Origin of the sequence: Thermoanaerobacterium sp. CMT5567-10, from assembly GCF_030534315.2 — a bacterium.
Taxonomy (GTDB): Bacteria; Bacillota; Thermoanaerobacteria; order Thermoanaerobacterales; family Thermoanaerobacteraceae; genus Thermoanaerobacterium.
Map to the genome: position 1 here is coordinate 598,196 of NZ_CP130558.2, position 15,729 is coordinate 613,924.

General features: G+C 31.3%; 22 protein-coding genes and 2 pseudogenes. 1 reads left to right on the plus strand and 23 read right to left on the minus strand.

Annotated features, from left to right (window positions below):
* Positions 1 to 41: 41 nt before the first annotated feature.
* The 9 genes from Q2T46_RS03195 to Q2T46_RS03235 form a co-directional block, all read right to left on the minus strand.
* The gene (locus Q2T46_RS03195) at positions 42 to 461 is read right to left on the minus strand and encodes a DUF2178 domain-containing protein (RefSeq protein WP_303264293.1); all 420 of its coding nucleotides are present in this window, start codon (positions 459 to 461) and stop codon (positions 42 to 44) included.
* Positions 451 to 663 (minus strand): helix-turn-helix transcriptional regulator, encoded by a 213-nt coding sequence (locus tag Q2T46_RS03200; RefSeq protein ID WP_303264292.1) that lies wholly within the window; start codon positions 661 to 663, stop codon positions 451 to 453. The genes Q2T46_RS03195 and Q2T46_RS03200 overlap by 11 nt, the downstream gene beginning before the upstream one ends.
* Before the next feature lie 332 nt (positions 664 to 995).
* The gene (locus Q2T46_RS03205) at positions 996 to 1,880 is read right to left on the minus strand and encodes a MerR family transcriptional regulator (RefSeq protein ID WP_303264291.1); all 885 of its coding nucleotides are present in this window, start codon (positions 1,878 to 1,880) and stop codon (positions 996 to 998) included.
* 162 nt (positions 1,881 to 2,042) lie between these two features.
* Positions 2,043 to 2,423, minus strand: a complete 381-nt coding sequence (locus tag Q2T46_RS03210; protein WP_311062322.1) for a hypothetical protein — start codon at positions 2,421 to 2,423, stop codon at positions 2,043 to 2,045.
* A 73-nt stretch (positions 2,424 to 2,496) separates the two neighbouring features.
* Complete coding sequence (locus Q2T46_RS03215; protein WP_303264289.1) at positions 2,497 to 2,655, minus strand: hypothetical protein; 159 nt, start codon at positions 2,653 to 2,655, stop codon at positions 2,497 to 2,499.
* A gap of 44 nt (positions 2,656 to 2,699) precedes the next feature.
* Positions 2,700 to 3,548, minus strand: a complete 849-nt coding sequence (locus Q2T46_RS03220) for a 4Fe-4S binding protein (RefSeq protein WP_399388516.1) — start codon at positions 3,546 to 3,548, stop codon at positions 2,700 to 2,702.
* A gap of 65 nt (positions 3,549 to 3,613) precedes the next feature.
* A complete protein-coding gene (locus Q2T46_RS03225) occupies positions 3,614 to 4,357 on the minus strand; it encodes an AAA family ATPase (RefSeq protein ID WP_303264287.1) in 744 nt (247 codons plus the stop codon).
* Positions 4,344 to 4,967, minus strand: coding sequence for a hypothetical protein (locus Q2T46_RS03230; RefSeq protein WP_303264286.1), 624 nt, complete (start codon positions 4,965 to 4,967; stop codon positions 4,344 to 4,346). Before Q2T46_RS03230 ends, Q2T46_RS03225 begins: the two co-directional genes overlap by 14 nt.
* Entirely contained in the window at positions 4,954 to 5,598 is a 645-nt protein-coding gene (locus Q2T46_RS03235; RefSeq protein ID WP_303264285.1) for a hypothetical protein, read from the minus strand. Before Q2T46_RS03235 ends, Q2T46_RS03230 begins: the two co-directional genes overlap by 14 nt.
* 284 nt (positions 5,599 to 5,882) lie before the next feature.
* On the opposite strand from Q2T46_RS03235, the gene Q2T46_RS03240 reads away from it, so the two are divergent.
* Positions 5,883 to 7,127 carry an IS110 family transposase gene (locus Q2T46_RS03240; RefSeq protein WP_303264284.1) on the plus strand — a complete coding sequence of 415 codons (1,245 nt, stop codon included), beginning with the start codon at positions 5,883 to 5,885 and terminating at the stop codon, positions 7,125 to 7,127.
* 119 nt (positions 7,128 to 7,246) lie between these two features.
* Here Q2T46_RS03240 and Q2T46_RS03245 read toward each other — a convergent pair whose 3' ends face one another.
* From Q2T46_RS03245 to tnpA, 14 genes and pseudogenes are all read right to left on the minus strand, one after another.
* Entirely contained in the window at positions 7,247 to 7,717 is a 471-nt protein-coding gene (locus tag Q2T46_RS03245) for a hypothetical protein (protein ID WP_303264283.1), read from the minus strand.
* A gap of 60 nt (positions 7,718 to 7,777) precedes the next feature.
* Entirely contained in the window at positions 7,778 to 8,389 is a 612-nt protein-coding gene (locus Q2T46_RS03250) for a DUF6518 family protein (RefSeq protein ID WP_303264282.1), read from the minus strand.
* Between the two features lie 23 nt (positions 8,390 to 8,412).
* Complete coding sequence (locus tag Q2T46_RS03255) at positions 8,413 to 8,856, minus strand: hypothetical protein (protein WP_303264281.1); 444 nt, start codon at positions 8,854 to 8,856, stop codon at positions 8,413 to 8,415.
* 92 nt (positions 8,857 to 8,948) lie between these two features.
* A complete protein-coding gene (locus tag Q2T46_RS15485) occupies positions 8,949 to 9,065 on the minus strand; it encodes a TfoX/Sxy family DNA transformation protein (RefSeq protein WP_399388519.1) in 117 nt (38 codons plus the stop codon).
* A gap of 25 nt (positions 9,066 to 9,090) precedes the next feature.
* Entirely contained in the window at positions 9,091 to 9,423 is a 333-nt protein-coding gene (locus Q2T46_RS15490) for an inorganic diphosphatase (RefSeq protein WP_399388523.1), read from the minus strand.
* Between the two features lie 279 nt (positions 9,424 to 9,702).
* Positions 9,703 to 10,158: pseudogene (locus Q2T46_RS15495) on the minus strand (radical SAM protein); the annotation flags it as partial.
* A 46-nt stretch (positions 10,159 to 10,204) separates the two neighbouring features.
* Positions 10,205 to 10,369 (minus strand): hypothetical protein, encoded by a 165-nt coding sequence (locus Q2T46_RS03265; protein WP_303264279.1) that lies wholly within the window; start codon positions 10,367 to 10,369, stop codon positions 10,205 to 10,207.
* Positions 10,370 to 10,566: 197 nt separating this feature from the next.
* Positions 10,567 to 11,352, minus strand: a pseudogene (locus Q2T46_RS03270) (LuxR C-terminal-related transcriptional regulator).
* 163 nt (positions 11,353 to 11,515) lie between these two features.
* Complete coding sequence (locus tag Q2T46_RS03275) at positions 11,516 to 11,647, minus strand: hypothetical protein (protein ID WP_303264278.1); 132 nt, start codon at positions 11,645 to 11,647, stop codon at positions 11,516 to 11,518.
* Positions 11,648 to 11,729: 82 nt separating this feature from the next.
* Entirely contained in the window at positions 11,730 to 13,328 is a 1,599-nt protein-coding gene (locus tag Q2T46_RS03280) for a putative ABC exporter domain-containing protein (protein WP_303264277.1), read from the minus strand.
* Complete coding sequence (locus tag Q2T46_RS03285; protein WP_303264276.1) at positions 13,325 to 14,038, minus strand: ABC transporter ATP-binding protein; 714 nt, start codon at positions 14,036 to 14,038, stop codon at positions 13,325 to 13,327. The genes Q2T46_RS03280 and Q2T46_RS03285 overlap by 4 nt, the downstream gene beginning before the upstream one ends.
* Positions 14,039 to 14,307: 269 nt before the next feature.
* Positions 14,308 to 14,502: a hypothetical protein gene (locus Q2T46_RS03290; RefSeq protein WP_303264275.1), complete on the minus strand. Its 195-nt coding sequence runs from the start codon at positions 14,500 to 14,502 to the stop codon at positions 14,308 to 14,310.
* Entirely contained in the window at positions 14,435 to 14,587 is a 153-nt protein-coding gene (locus tag Q2T46_RS15500; RefSeq protein ID WP_399388526.1) for a transposase, read from the minus strand. The genes Q2T46_RS03290 and Q2T46_RS15500 overlap by 68 nt, the downstream gene beginning before the upstream one ends.
* A gap of 557 nt (positions 14,588 to 15,144) precedes the next feature.
* Positions 15,145 to 15,600, minus strand: coding sequence for an IS200/IS605 family transposase (gene tnpA / locus Q2T46_RS03295; RefSeq protein WP_303264274.1), 456 nt, complete (start codon positions 15,598 to 15,600; stop codon positions 15,145 to 15,147).
* Between the last annotated feature and the right edge of the window lie 129 nt (positions 15,601 to 15,729).

Sequence of the window (15,729 nt, forward strand, 5' to 3'; positions counted from 1 at the left end):
TAGAAATGAACCTATTGCTACAAAACTATAACTATTATTAATTACAGTTTTTGTTCATACTGATTTGAAAATATGATAAATAAAACTCCCTGAGTTATTATTAAAGCAACCATTGAAAGAACAACATACAAACTAACATCCATAAAATTAAAGATAATTGTTAAAATTAGCAAAAGATAATTCATTATCTGATTCGTTTTAGAACCTGCTTTGTCCCTTATAATTGTATTTCTTTCATCATTTATTTCAATTTCTATGTGTCGCTTTATATCAGGATATTTTTTCTCTACAGCCCACCCTTCTGCTTTTCGGCCAAAAATTATAAAGATTCCAAGCCCTAAACCCATAAACAATCCATAAATATATTTTTCTGCATTATTTTTCATCAAAATTACTCCAATTAAAAACAGTATCATTCCTATTAATGCCAACATACAGTAATTCAATGATTTATTTTTCATCATCATTTTCCTCCTCATATATAAAAATTTCTTCAATAGAAACACCAAATAAATTGGCAATTCTAAATGCCAGTAATATTGACGGATTATACCTTCCGTTTTCAAGTGAACCGATGGTCTGTCTTGAAACTTTAAGTTTTTCAGCAAGTTCCTCTTGAGTCAGTCCATGCAGTTTTCTGAATTCTTCAAGCCTGTTTTTCAAATTATTTACCACCTCCGCAAAATGTCAAGCATACTTTACATGTGATATATTATCATGGGTAACTGTAAATGTCAAGTTTGCTTTCCATTTTGTACGAAAATATTCTTATACCCCATTAATATTGTATCTACTGTTGTATTCACATAAAAAAATCATGGGAAAACCTAATATCTCTAAAACCTTGCATCTTCTCGCATTAACCATTTTTACCTAACTGTTTCCAAAAAAACAAGCCACGGTTTTAATAAGGTTTTTACTCTTATTTTACCGTGACTTTTATTAATTCTTTAATTTTTGATAAGTTTGTATGGCATAAGATTATTATTGTACAACTATACCTTATAAATATTATCTAATTGAGGATATTTATTTACAAATACTTTATTTGCAGCCTGGAGTTTTTCAAAAAACTCCCGATATGAGTCGCTCAATATTTTTAAATTTTCAATAAATATATCGTAATATCCGCTCTCTTGCTGAAATTTCAATAATAATTGCTGTATTTTACAGGCAGGTGATTTTTTATATTCATCTGAGTTTCTGAATTCTAAATATTTCTCAATATCTTCTTTATTTTCTTCTAAATACATATCTATATTGTTTACTGAATCTATTATAGATGAATTAATTCTCTGCATATCTGCTTCTTCCTTCTGTCCAAGACCCTGCTGCAAAAATTCTTCCAGTTCTTTGGGAAATTCTGTTTCTTGAATTTTATCCAAATAATCAACAATTTTATTATATGCCCTTTCTTTTTCCTCAGTATCAATTCTCCCATTAAGAAACTGTCCAAAATGTACGCACAAATACATTCCATATCCTCCTGGAAACGCTTGCAACAGTTTTTCTTTAATTGTGAAATGCTTCTCAATGTCTTCTTCAATATAGGTAATTGCTTGCTCAATATTATAATCTTTCATCAACTGTTCTAAACATTTTTTCTTAGCCATTGATTTTTCAACTTCTAAATCCATCTTGTATTTACATTTTGCCAGAGCAGTGGCTTTATTGGTACTTGCAAGAATATTCTTGATATCAGCAATGCTGATATCTAATTTCCTTAGTACTCCAATTTCTTTTAATACAGAAATATCATTATCGCTATAATTTCGATAACCGTTATCCTCAATCATTGGAGAAATCAATCCCTGCTGCTCATAATATTCAACTGCTTTTTTCGTCATTTTACATTTTTTACAAACATCTTTAATTAACATTCATATCACCTCATAAATTATCATAGGCTAATCCCTAAGGTGATAGTCAATACCTATTTTGTATAAAGTTCAAAAATATACGCAATGTACAGAGTACTTTTTTATCCGATAAATCCTCACATTTGCTTTATCAACTTTCAATATCTTATCAGTAAATACTGCTTATATTCCATAGTGAATTAAATATTTATCCTTTTTTATCGCATCAGTTATCATTTCAATAAGGGCTTGAAGTTCTTGGGATTGATATTGACTATTTGCCTTGATAATAACATCTCTAAATTGTATAAGTGACTTTGGCGGGATGAGCGTTACCCCATAATAATCCAAGCCGTTTCCTGGCTGAGTTGTAACCTGAAAATATGTTTTTATTGCCATTAATTCTTCATTATACTTTTTAATTAATTCTTCTATTAAATCATCATTGACAGAAATACAATTATATTTTTTAGGTTCATAATCGCTATACCACTTGTTTTCCTCAAAGGAATCTATTATTCCAAACTCATGTTTTGCCACGGTATCACCTCTACTTAAATCCATTTTTATACAATATTATTTTAAATGCTATCCTGCTCCCTAACTCTATTAACTGCCCAGACATTTCCACTCCTGCTTATTTTAATTGCTTTTTTAATTCTTTACCTTTGTTTGGCATATCACTTGATTTAGCCATTTTGTCTATATTCCTTGTTACTTGTAATACTCTTTTTAAAAAACTATTTTTTAGTACAAATTTATATTCAAAATACAATTTCTGGTTCATCGTTAACATATTTTCCCTTATCCCTGGTTAATTTAACACCCTTTTTATCCTGTTTAAAAGTAAACAGCGCCTTTAGGACAACTTTTCACACATTCCATGCATAAAATGCACTCTGTTCCATTTTCCCTGCTTCTTTTGCTGTCTAAAATATCTACATTCATGGGACATACTCTTTTGCATTTTCCGCAAGAAATACACTTTTTGCTGTCTGCTTTTACCCTGAGCAGTGAAAAATAACTTGCTGGTTTTAAAAATACGGTTATAGGACATATGTATTTACAAAACGCCCTGTTGTCTTTCAGTATTAAAGCCATTATTATTCCAACTGCATAGTATATGATATTCCCAGCAATAAAACTCCAAAACATTACAACTTCAATGCCAGGATTATTTAATAGAAACAAAACGCCTACAAATAGTATAGAACCTGAAAACATGATATACCGTATAAAGGAAAGTTTTTTTATGCGTGGATTTTCAGGCATCCTGTAAGGCAGCAAATCTAAAACTGCAGCCGTCCAGCAGGCATATCCGCACCATCCTCTTCCAAATAACAGCGGGCCAATAATTTTGGCTACAGCATAATGTATTACTGCTGCTTGAAATACCCCCATGAACAAGTAGTACCAGAAACCTTCAATCTGCATATTCTCACGGCATATAAGCCCAAGATAGACAAGCATATATAATCCCACGCCAAACTGCACAACCTGTCTTGAATATTTGTATTTTTTTATTAGCAAGAAGATACCTAAAGACACAATGATGCCTATATACATGAAATTGAAGAGATAGAAAACATTATCAGACCAAATCCACAGCCCAATTGATATGCAAATAAATATCAGAAGCATATATATCGGTATTTTAAATTTCCCCAACCTGTCCACCTCACTGTACATCTTTTTCATTTCCCCCGTTAACCTGTTCACCACTAAAAAGCAAATTACCTGTTTCTTTGATAGCACTATTTCATAAGTATGTTTAACATCTTCTGCGTATTGTTTAAGAAACTTCTCATTATCTGGTAATGTTCCGTTTCTTCATATTTGACCACTTTAATACCTTCTTTTATTTCATATATAATTGCATCTGGATATGCCATTAAAACAGGGGAATGTGTTGCTATTATAAACTGGGAGTCCTTCCTAACCAACTGATGAATCCTGCTAATCATCGACATTTGCCTTGTAGGTGACAATGCTGCCTCAGGCTCATCTAATATGTAAAGCCAGTTTCCCCTAAACCTGTTCATAAATACGGCAAAAAAGGATTCTCCGTGGGACTGCTCATGAAGTGAATGTCCACCATACGAGTCAATAATTCTTGCACCTCTCCCGCTTTTATCCAGTTCTTCAATTGCGGTTGCAAGGTTGTAAAAACTTTCTGCACGCAGAAAAAACCCGTCTTTAGGTCTTCTGATTCCTTTAATTATCCTGATATAATTATATAATTCAGAATGAGACGCTCTTGATGAAAAGTGGAAATTCCTGCTCCCACCTTCAGGATTAAACCCGCAGGCTACAGCGATAGCCTCTAAAATGGTTGACTTTCCTGTTCCATTCTCTCCCACAATAAATGTCACTTTAGGGTGCAGGTCAAGAATTGATAATCCCCGAATAACTGGCAGAGAGAATGGATATTTTTCAAAAGATTCCACCCTTTTTCTGTCAAGTTCTATTTGCCTTATAAATTGGTTATTCTCTAACATTTCTAATATCAGCACCCCCGTTATCCCAAAACACTTTCTCTTCTGCTTCACATCTTAATTGATAGAAATAACGCACAAGTTTACTTTTATTTTCAATGGAATTTTTAATGGTACTAAGAGTTCTTTTTCCTACTCTTCTATCAATTAGTGCCAATACATTGATAATTGCATTATCCGATTCCAATGACTCTTCAATAGGAGAATTCAAGAATTTTTCTACAGCCTCAAAGAAGTCGTATTGTGCGAAGATATCTTGTCTTTCTACTTCTTTATGTACCATATCATTGATACTTCTATTTCTGGCTACTTCTGATAATATCTTTTCAGGAAAGTCTTCCCTTCTTAACAACTCATATATCCTGTTTTGTTTAAAATCATCTTGTTTAAAAATATCTTCATTATTGTTCTTTAATTCTTTTTCTGCATTTAATACGGCAATTTCCTTCTTGATAGTACACATATTTATAACTTCTTTCCCATCTACCGTTATATATGCCCTGCCCATCTGGTCATGAGCCTTTCTATAATTTGTTACCCAAAATTCTACCCTGCCTCTTAAGCAAGGACAAATAAAATCCTCTAATTGTTTCTTTAATTTACTCCATCTCATACTTATCCTCCATAACTTTTATATCTCTTATATGAAGCCTGCATTCCCTTGCCATATCTCTATAAATATTTAACCCATCACTGTCCACAAAGAACATTGGAAAAGATAAATCAAAATTGCCACAGATACACACAGGAACTTGTATGAAATGAAATATAGCAAAGATTAATTCCCTCGTTGATAATTTGGTTAATAAAGTTATGATTTCTTCATCTTCCACTAAAAACATATGTGAATCACCGTTTAAATATCTAATCTGGTCAATAAAAAGTAATTTATCTTTATAGTCCAGACAGAATAAAATATTTAGCACCTCAACGCTGCTTAATTCATTTAGGTTAAGTTCTACAACAACTGGCTGACTTTTATTCATTTTATAAACTGCTTGCATAAATTCTACAAATCTATCTTCGTATTTAAGATTATGTTCTTCAAAGGAATTCATTAATTTATCTGCTTCTTCAGAAGTTAAACAGTGGTCATACACATCTAAAAATCCATGAGTATATTTCTTAAAACAGCCTTCTATTTCTTCATGATTTACAGGTATTTTTCTTATTCCATTAAATTCATCTTTCGTTATTGATTTTAATAGTTTCATTTTTATAATCATTCCTTTCGCTTCGCTCAAGGCACAAAACGTAATGAAATGTGCCACTTCGAGCTAATTTTGTTCTATAATTATGTCATAGGGATACCAGTAAACTACAAATCACGGGGAGGTGAGTGGTTTGCTACACTTACGTAGTGACCGCATTTTTATATGTGTAGATTGTCTTTCCAAGCACAAATAAGTGTGCTACTGAGCACGTAACCTTATCTTTGTTTAAACATTCTCGTTTAATGCTAGACAATCAGTCAATGCTGTCTATCCCTTTAATTTTTAGAACCTATCGGTTTAGAAAGGAGTTCCCTATGGCTTTAAAAATCGTGTATAAAATCTGTTGTGGAATTGATGTACACAAAACCTTTGTGGTTGCATGTATTGCTTCCACTAATTCTAATGGAATTACCACCTATAAAAGCCATCGCTTTTCTACCTACACGAAGGGTTTAAGAGAGCTGTTACAATGGCTTTTGGACAATAACTGCAAGGATGTTTGCATGGAATCTACCGGGAAATACTGGATTCCTGTGTTTAATATATTAGAAAGCTCCTGCAACATCATACTTGCACATCCTAAATATGTTAAGGCTATTCGTGGTAAAAAAACTGACAAGAAAGATGCAAAATGGATTGCTGACCTGTTTAAGCATGATCTTGTTGCCGCTAGCTTTATACCTCCCGCTGATATTAGACAACTTCGTGACTTAATGCGCTATCGCTTTAAGCTTATTTGCTTTATGTCTAGCGAAAAGAACAGACTCCAAAATTGTCTCACGGTTTCTAACATACAGTTAGGAAACATTGTTTCAGATACTTTCGGTAAAAGTTCTCAAAAGATAATTGATAAGCTTCTAGAAAATCCTCTTGATACTTCCTTTGATATTGGATCTTTAATTCATGGTTCTATGCTAAAAAAACTCCCTGAGCTGGAACTCGCTGTTGATGGTTATATTACACCTGAACAAGCTGGAAAATTAAAGATCATCAAAGGACATTTTGAAGATTTGGAATCCCGGAAAGCAGAGTTAGAAAAACTAATTCTTGCGCTCGCTGCGCCTTATCAACAAGAACTAGACATAATTCTAACCGCTCCATCGTTTAAAAATATTTTCTCGGCTATTACTGTAATATCTGAAATCGGCGTAAATATGGAGGCTTTTCCTTCAGCGAAACACTTATGCTCATGGGCTGGACTCACTCCAACTAACAATGAGAGTGCAGGCAAGAAAAAATCTGTCCGGGTTTCCAAAGCAGGATGTTACATTAAGCCGCTTCTTGTGCAGTGTGCTAACTCTGTAGTTAAAAGCGAGAAACATCCTGAAATTCGTAACCGCTATTTGCGCATCAAAAAGCGTCGCGGCCACAAGAAAGCAATCATTGCTATTGCAAGAATGCTTCTTACAGCATTATACAACATGTTGAAGAAGAAAGAACCATATAATGCTGAATTATATAAAAAATCTGATGCTTTTCCCGCAAAACGCGAGATTACGGTTGAGCAAGCTATACTATTAGCTCAACTTCAAGGCTATAAAATAAAGCCAGCTATTTAGCATTAACACTTACTTCGATATTTAATTTTTAAAAAGTCATCAAAAGATGGCTTGTTTGCTATGCCATTTTATTCTTATTGCAATTTGTACTTTTAATTTCAACCTTATACCTTCCTTCTCTATTCTATATTTTCATCTTTCTTACTGCATTTTTCTTCCAGCAGCCACGGCAGCATAACTTCAAATTCCAATTGAATAACTGGTTTTGGAAAATTATCTGGTACAAGGTTTAACTTATCAGTAAATGTAAACTTCACATTATCAATTTTGATAATATTTAAATCATCCCACTTCCTAGTTCCAGCATCAGGTCTTTTAACTATTTCCCCCACCAAATGATAAAAACCCATATATAAATGCTTACCTGTATCAGTTTCAAACTCCATAAATTCCCCTTCTTTTTGAGGGTTAATCCCTAACATTGTATAAAAGTCCAGCACTTCTTGCGAAAATGTTTTACAATTCTTTATATAATTTCTACAGTAATCACAGTTACAGCCTTCTTCAACTGTTATGCTATCATAATATTCTTTTGTTTTTTCAACATCTATTTTAAGTATCCAGTCTTGCAAGCAAACTTTCTTCATCATAATATTTATTCCTTTAAGCCTCCTTTAGTCTTATTAATTTTTATACATTGCATATTTCTTTTATAATCCACCAATTATATATGACAACACATCAAATTTACTGAGTAATACTGATGTTAATATTGTAAATATCAATACCTTTAAATATTGATATTTGTTTTTCGGTAAAGTGCAAAACAGTATGATAGCAGCAATCAAATAAAATCCTGAAACTGGGGAAAATGTATAAAGAAAGTTATACCCTTCTGAAACCAGCATCCCAATAGGAAGAGCAGCACACAGTGCTGCAAGCCATCCACTCCCCCTGCTAAACCAGACAACATAGGCAGCCAGCGGGGATGCAAAGGCAATTAATCCCCAACGGACAAAATAATATACGGGAAAGAAGTTAAATAACTTCATTGAATATATGTAATAAGCCAGCAGCATTCCCACAAAAAAGGTAAAAACATGAATTGCTCCCACTTTAGGTGTTCTGCTCCATGCAGCAATAATAGCAGCAATAAAAACCCATATTCCAATTCTTGAACTTATATTGCTAATTATGTTAATTAAACTGCCAACTGCACCATTAGAAGGTATAGTATCAACATATTTTGCCAGGAATCCAGAAAAGATTCCTAAAATAAAAAATAATATAATTCGGATTGCTTTTCCCTTGATATTTGGCATGGCATCATTCCCCATTTTCTATTTTATTTTCTTGTTTTATATATCTTATCGTAGTAGTTTTTAAAAGCCAAAACATCCTCATAAAATCCTGTTTTAAATACCAAAATGCTTACTGCTGTAATAATTATGACTGGGACAACTAAATATAAAGCACCGCCATAAGCATCTAAAATATTTAGCATACGCAGCAGTCCCAAGACCAAATGAACAGGCAGTAAACCAAAGATAAAAATATAAACTCCTGACAGCAAAAACATAGTTACTTTAAACGCTATTCTATTGCCCTTGTAATACAAAAATATGTTAAATAAAATCATTCCGCTAATAAAGATTTTTCCTGTTAATCCTTTAGTACCGTTAGATACTAAACTTAAAGTAAAATCTGCGAGTAAAAGAAGAATTAAAATAATTGTACCAGTATTTACAATTTTCTTGCCTCTATTAACCTGTTCACTGCTAAAAAGCAAAATTATCTATCCCTTCTAATAAACTGAATTGTAGAATTACTTAATCCCATATCATCATTTGTAATCAATAAATCTTAAAAAACTTCCAATATTTATTGCTTGACATTTAACGATAAATAAAATGCTTTTAATTCATCCTTAATATCCTGTGATAAGTAATGCCATCTTATATTCCGAATGGCACCTTCTAAAGCATATAACCTGTTTATGCAAGCACTACTTCAATAATGTATATCAACTCATTATAATCTCTGAATCAAAAAATCGTTCTTGGAACTCCACCAGCGCTTGTATTTGTTCTTTGCTGTATTTGTGTGGATGCTTTGATACTACCAATTTATCTTCAATATCATTTTTTCTATGAATTATTGCTATTACAACACCCTCAAATTCTTCTAGAGGCTGAAACTCTCCTATAATATAAGCATCAACTTCTTCACCATCTTCAGAGATTGTGTTAGGTATATATCCGTAATTTAGGAGATAATATATTTCATGCTCTGGGTGTTTTGAGCATAACGGCCTATCAACAATGACTTTAACCTTTTTATTCAAATATTCACGCATTATACTCTCTCCTTTTCTATAATATAATAAATGATTAATTGAATCATTAAATATAATTTGTATATCATTTTTATACTTGTTTACTATTTTACTTATATATCTTATATCTTCATAATTTAACATTAGAACATCTTTATTATTTAAAGCTCTTCCTAATGGTAATATAACTCTTATACCAATTTTTTTAAAATTATTTTTTATCATTAATATTACAAATTCTTCAAAATTTATTATATTAACTTTATTAATGGTTATTGTAGGTTCAAAATCAATTATTTTAAGATTATTAAGTAACATTAAATTTTTAAATGTTTCAGTAAACGCAAAATTATCCCCTCTTAAATAATTATGTACATATTTATTTGGTCCATCTAAACTTATACTAATTTCTCTAACGCCTGATATTGCAAGTTCATAAATCACTTCTTTATTTAGAAGCATCCCGTTACTCGCCAAACTTACCCTTACATTATTTTGCTTTAATATTCTTGTACAATTTATTAATTCGGTTTTTTTTAAAAGTGGTTCACCTCCAGAAAAACATACATTATAAGGTTTTAGTTGAGATATATTCATTATAAGTTTATATAACTCTTTTTCTGTTATATCGTCATCATTACCACTATTATTGAAACAATGAAGACATCTTAAATTACATTTGTTAGTTATATTAATAACAAATTGTAATGGAGCTGACAGATACATTGCGTTAATTATAATTAATCCCTCCCACATATTTATATACCGACATTGTCAAGATAAACATTTTATAAAGTAAAATTTAGATTTTCATTTCTTTAGATTCATTATTGATAACATTATTTTCACCACTTGCGTTATAGCAATGTAAACATCGTAAATTGCAGTTATTTGTTATATCAAAAGCAAGTTCATGCGGACCTACTAAAATATTCCCATGACTATTAAAATCAGAGTATATATCCATTGCAAATCCACTTTCTTAGTATTAGAACCACAAATATTTTTAATGGATTTATCCAAAATCTTTTTATTTTTTCTATTTATTTAATCATGCCTTTATACATTTTTATTTTATATTGATATATTTCCAATGTCTACTATATCTTTGTATAGTTTTTACATAAAAAGCAAAAAAACTATACAAAAGTATAGTCTTAAAATTTAATCTATATCTATTAAATTTAATTTAACCGCTTTTGTAACTGCTTCCTGAATGCTTTTTACACATAGCTTCTCAATTATTTTCCTCTTATGATATTTTACAGTAACTGGTTTAATTCCAAGCTCTATCGATATGGCCAATTCTTTATAACCCTTTGCAAGCATTAGCAATATCTCTATCTGATTATCAGTTAAATTTATATTGCAGTTATTTAGTTATTGCTCTTTTATATTGGTTTTATATTCATCGGCAATTTTATCTGCAAGCAATTCTAAAACTATAGTCATTTCATCTGCCATGCCATATTCTATCGTCGATACATCAAGATATCCTATTATCTTTTCATCTATAATGATAGGCGCTGCAATACAATACCACTTTTTCAAAATGTCACAGTAATGTTGCTGAGGTTCTAAATATACTAATCTTTTTAATTGCATCGCCATTGATATGGCATTTGTCCCTACGGCTTCTTCTTTAAAAGACGTACCTATTCTAAAACCCGATTTATCTATGCAACTACGTGTTTTCTTATTACATCTTATATTTAGAAGATAACCATCGTCATCAGTTAATAAAAATATGTATTCTCCTTTAGTCAGATTTAAAATATTATCAACACAATTGTGAAATACATTGATAAGTCCTATGTTTTTATTTAATCTGATTTGTAAATCTTCTTCTTTTAAAGTTATAACAGGAGACGGTATTGAGCTTATAAGGCCTATCTCCATACATCTTTTATATGAAGAAAGTATTTCATTATATATTTGTAATTCTTCCACAAAAACTCACCTCATTAAATACTCACACACGTTACAATACAATTTATTATTTCTACAAAATATTTCATATTCCTTCTATGTTTTTGAAAAAATTAGTATTATTTGCAAAGTCTTTTATTTGTAAAAAAATAAGCTACTGTACAATCTATACAGTGCTTTTTGTTTAGTTATAGTTTACTATTCTTGTTTCAAAAATTGTCGACCCGTTGCCTACAATCTTAATTCTGCTTGTACCGTTTCTGGCTTCTATCGTCTTTGTTCCTTTTTCACTTTGTTCAAGTTTTGCAAGCGTCACAAATTATTTCAGATTTTGGTCTCTGGAAATTGGATATACCTATTGAGATTATTTGTTAAAACTCTCATAATTATTATAGTCCTCACTTTAACTCCAAACGTTCAAAAGTAAAATTTGCAAATAGCAGAAATATTCCCGACATCAAAAACATTGCAATGTCTGCTGATAAAACTCCTATCGTCATACTCTTAGTTACAATGCCTAATGGAACAGATATAGCACCTACAGGTACAAGAACAATAACAAAAGCAAATAATTTGAAAAGTGGCAATACCGCTTTTAAATCAGCTTTTGAAGGTAAAAGCGTATTTAAAAACGAACTCGAAAAATTAGCTAAAGTTGTAAAACCTAATATAAAGAGTATTGCTGTTAAAGCATTTAATATACCACATTTTATAAGTATTGAAGCAGGTGCTATAAGAAGCAATGCTGTTATAAATGACTTTAATATAGGTACAGCATTTACAGCTATCAATTTCTCTATTCCCTCTCCCGGAATTATGTAAATGTACATTTTATTTAATTCTCTACTTATTGTGGATATAAAGCTTGTCAGCCAGCCAATGTATGCATAAATAAAAGCTAATGCAAATATTTTCATCGGATCATTTTTGGGAAGGAAATATCCAAGAGCAATTGATACAACTAAAATTGCAAGATTATAATAATTAAAATAAATAGATCCCATTTCTCTCTTGTTTTCTACCATTTTAAGCCATATGTAAGCCCACGGACCTTTTGGTGCAAAATTCACGTCAATTTTTTTCTTTTTCTTTACAAGCTGTTTTTCCGTATAATCCGCGTGATAATCTTCTATTTTAGCCTTAGTTTTTATCGATATAAACTTCTCTGTATAGAATATCGCTTCTTCATAATAATCTGTTGCAAAATACACCGAAATTAAAGTAATAACAGCTATTGCAACTATTTGTATAACTATAAATTCAATATTATATTGGGTAACTCCAGTAAAATAAGAGAGTATTAACTGCTTCGAAGGTCCTATAATCGGAACATAATTCCATGTATTTGAATTAAAATAATTAAATAAACCAAATATCGATTCCTCTTTATACATAAAGTACATGCCAAATCCAGCAATTAAAGCAACTAACCCATTTAAAAAATATTTTATCTTTTTCTTTGCATTAAACTTCATTGAAATTGAGTATGCCAAAAAGCCTATCGGTGTTAATGTAAGATAATATGTAAATATTCCTATATATCCAAAAATTAAATTATTTGAATGTTTATTGACTTCCATAGAAACACTTAAAAAGGGAATAAAAAGACTAAATAAAAGCGCATAGAATAAATTCTTAAAGCTTGCTCTTATTATATACCAAAGAAATATGACCCTCTCTTTTATGGGTGATGACAAAAGTAATGCATTGTCACCTTCTCCCAAAATGATACCCGGTTGCTTTAATGAACTATATAATGTTAAAAGCACAGTCAAAAGCATAAAAGCGATTATACCGCTATTTAGATACGAAAATTTTATCGAACTTATTTCACTAAATGTTTTACCACTGTTTGCAAAAACAGGTATAAGTATAAATAAAAACCACACAAACTGCAGTAAATATATAAAAATTTTTGTAGGCTTTTTTATTATATCTTTTATAAAGTTTTTTAATTTTAACATATCAAGTACAAACAGTGCTTTTATATCGCTCATTTTGTAACCTCCAAAAACACATCTTCAAGTGTACCGCCAGGGCCGGCTTTTTCCATCAATTCATCAAGAATGCCTTCGTAGATAAGCTTTCCCGTTTTTAAAATAAGCACTCTATCGCCAAGATTTTGTACAGAATCTAACATATGTGTACTTAAAAGGACAGCCTTTCCTTCTTTTTTTAGTTCAACAATAGTATCCTTAAGTTCTCTTATAGCTTTAGGGTCAAGTCCTACAAAAGGTTCGTCAAACAACATGACTTCTGGCCTATGTAAAAGGCCGCATATGACCATAACCTTTTGCCTCATCCCTTTTGATAAACTGCCGCCAAGTTCATCCTTTTTATCAAGAAGGTCATATGCCTCAAGATACTTCAATGCATCATTTTCCCAATTATCAATATTATATGCAAGCCCTATAAATTTAAGGTGTTCCCACACCGTAAGCAAAGGATATATGTCTGGCGTTTCAGGTATGTATGCAAGTTTTCTTTTAGCCTGCGGGTCTCTATTGTCATATCCGCAAACATTTATATCCCCTTCAGTTTTTTTTAAGAGCCCCATTATAGTCTTCAATGTCGTGCTTTTGCCAGCGCCATTTGGGCCTATCAACCCTACAACTTCTCCGGGGTATATTTCAAAGGATATACCGTCTACAGCCTTAACTTTGCCATAATATTTTTTTACATTTTTAAGAGATAAAACACTTTTCATCATGAACCTCCATTATCATTTTCTCTTAATTTTTAATATTACTATAAATTTTTTTAAATTTCCACTATACTTTTGTATAGGGTTTATGTTAAATGCTGCTATGGCTGCACCTCTTGCGCCATCTTCTACCTTCTCATATAGTTCTATTATACATCATAAGCAAAATCCTTTTATAAATTATTTCTACAAAGAATTTTAAATACCTTTGTGAATGTCAATACAAAATTTTATTTACATCCGTGTCTCTACGACCATCTTTCTTCCTGTTTTTATTTTCGTGCTTTGAAAAGGAAGATTGCATTTCCATCAGTTACAAGATTTTTACTGAAGCCTGGTAATATTTCTTCAAGTTTATTTACTAATTTACTAAATATTCCATTAACTAAATTTTCTTTTTCAAAAACTTTTTGAAAAATCTTGAATATTATTTGCTCTGGGAACGTCTTTTTGGCTATTAAATCCACACATAAATCTTAGTTGTCCATTTCTTGGTAATTCCCATCTTAAACTTTCAATGGAGTTATATTGATAAACAATACCGGCAAGTATTGAGTTTCACATAACTCTAATCGGACAATCTCTACCTTTTTATTTTCTCTTTTTCGAGTTACTACATAAGTTCTTCATCTGGTATATGTTTTTCAACTTCACTTCATTGTTATGGTATAATAGTCATAGTGATACTCCCTTGTAGTTTTTTAGTTTTTGTTCTAATTACTTTTATACATTACAAAATTTAGCGGGTTTCATATCTTTTTTTAATTTTTTATTCTTTTTAATGTTTTTTATATTTCTGAGAAGGTATCAACAATAAGCAAGTTGAGAAATTTGAAGCGATAATACAAAATGGATTGCCCTTTGGAATAAATAATTTTATTTATCAGGAATTACTACATTTACTGCATAGTGATATACGTTTTTATTTAAACATCAATAATATTTCGTCAATTATTTACAATCATAACCACCCGTAAAACGGGTGGTTTGCTCTGAGGCTATAAGCCTCTATTACTAGCCAGCGTCTAAAGGCGCTGGCTTTCACTTTGTTCAAGCCACCATGCATTTGTCACTTTTGCTCGTCCCTAAAGGGACAAATGTACTACGGGCTACCCCTTAAAGGGGTCCTCATATTCTTTTACACTTAATTTGTCCAACATAATATCTCGCTTTTCTTGTTCCTGAATGTATTTCTTTATTGTTGCCTCATTTAGTCCTACAGTGCTTACATAATATCCTTCCGCCCAAAAATGTCTATTGCCAAATTTATACTTTAGATTTGCATGCCTGTCAAATATCATCAATGCACTCTTCCCTTTTAAGTATCCCATAAAACTAGATACACTAATTTTTGGTGGTATACTCACTAACATGTGTACATGATCCGGCATTAGATGTCCTTCTATTATTTCCACTCCTTTGTATTTACATAGTTCTTTTAATATATCCCTTATACTTTCTTTGTATTGATTATATATTATTTTTCGTCTATACTTAGGAGTGAACACAATGTGGTATTTGCACATCCATTTTGTGCGTGCCATTTCATCTCGTTTATTAGCCATTAAATCACCTTTCCTTTTGTTATATATAGTAGCTTGAACAACTCTATTATAACGGAAAGGTGATTTTTTGTATAACTTCTGTCGCGCACCCGCATAGCGGGTGGTTTTTTGTTTCGCTCGCTTTGCGAG

Coding starts and splice junctions, on each gene's coding strand:
- Q2T46_RS03195 (WP_303264293.1), bottom strand. CDS start 461: ATGAAAAATAAATCATTGAATTACTGTATGTTGGCATTAATAGGAATG.
- Q2T46_RS03205 (WP_303264291.1), bottom strand. CDS start 1,880: ATGTTAATTAAAGATGTTTGTAAAAAATGTAAAATGACGAAAAAAGCA.
- Q2T46_RS03210 (WP_311062322.1), bottom strand. CDS start 2,423: ATGGATTTAAGTAGAGGTGATACCGTGGCAAAACATGAGTTTGGAATA.
- Q2T46_RS03215 (WP_303264289.1), bottom strand. CDS start 2,655: ATGTTAACGATGAACCAGAAATTGTATTTTGAATATAAATTTGTACTA.
- Q2T46_RS03220 (WP_399388516.1), bottom strand. CDS start 3,548: ATGTACAGTGAGGTGGACAGGTTGGGGAAATTTAAAATACCGATATAT.
- Q2T46_RS03225 (WP_303264287.1), bottom strand. CDS start 4,357: ATGTTAGAGAATAACCAATTTATAAGGCAAATAGAACTTGACAGAAAA.
- Q2T46_RS03230 (WP_303264286.1), bottom strand. CDS start 4,967: ATGAGATGGAGTAAATTAAAGAAACAATTAGAGGATTTTATTTGTCCT.
- Q2T46_RS03240 (WP_303264284.1), top strand. CDS start 5,883: ATGGCTTTAAAAATCGTGTATAAAATCTGTTGTGGAATTGATGTACAC.
- Q2T46_RS03245 (WP_303264283.1), bottom strand. CDS start 7,717: ATGATGAAGAAAGTTTGCTTGCAAGACTGGATACTTAAAATAGATGTT.
- Q2T46_RS03250 (WP_303264282.1), bottom strand. CDS start 8,389: ATGCCAAATATCAAGGGAAAAGCAATCCGAATTATATTATTTTTTATT.
- Q2T46_RS15490 (WP_399388523.1), bottom strand. CDS start 9,423: ATGCGTGAATATTTGAATAAAAAGGTTAAAGTCATTGTTGATAGGCCG.
- Q2T46_RS03265 (WP_303264279.1), bottom strand. CDS start 10,369: ATGGATATATACTCTGATTTTAATAGTCATGGGAATATTTTAGTAGGT.
- Q2T46_RS03280 (WP_303264277.1), bottom strand. CDS start 13,328: ATGAGCGATATAAAAGCACTGTTTGTACTTGATATGTTAAAATTAAAA.
- Q2T46_RS03285 (WP_303264276.1), bottom strand. CDS start 14,038: ATGAAAAGTGTTTTATCTCTTAAAAATGTAAAAAAATATTATGGCAAA.
- tnpA (WP_303264274.1), bottom strand. CDS start 15,600: ATGGCTAATAAACGAGATGAAATGGCACGCACAAAATGGATGTGCAAA.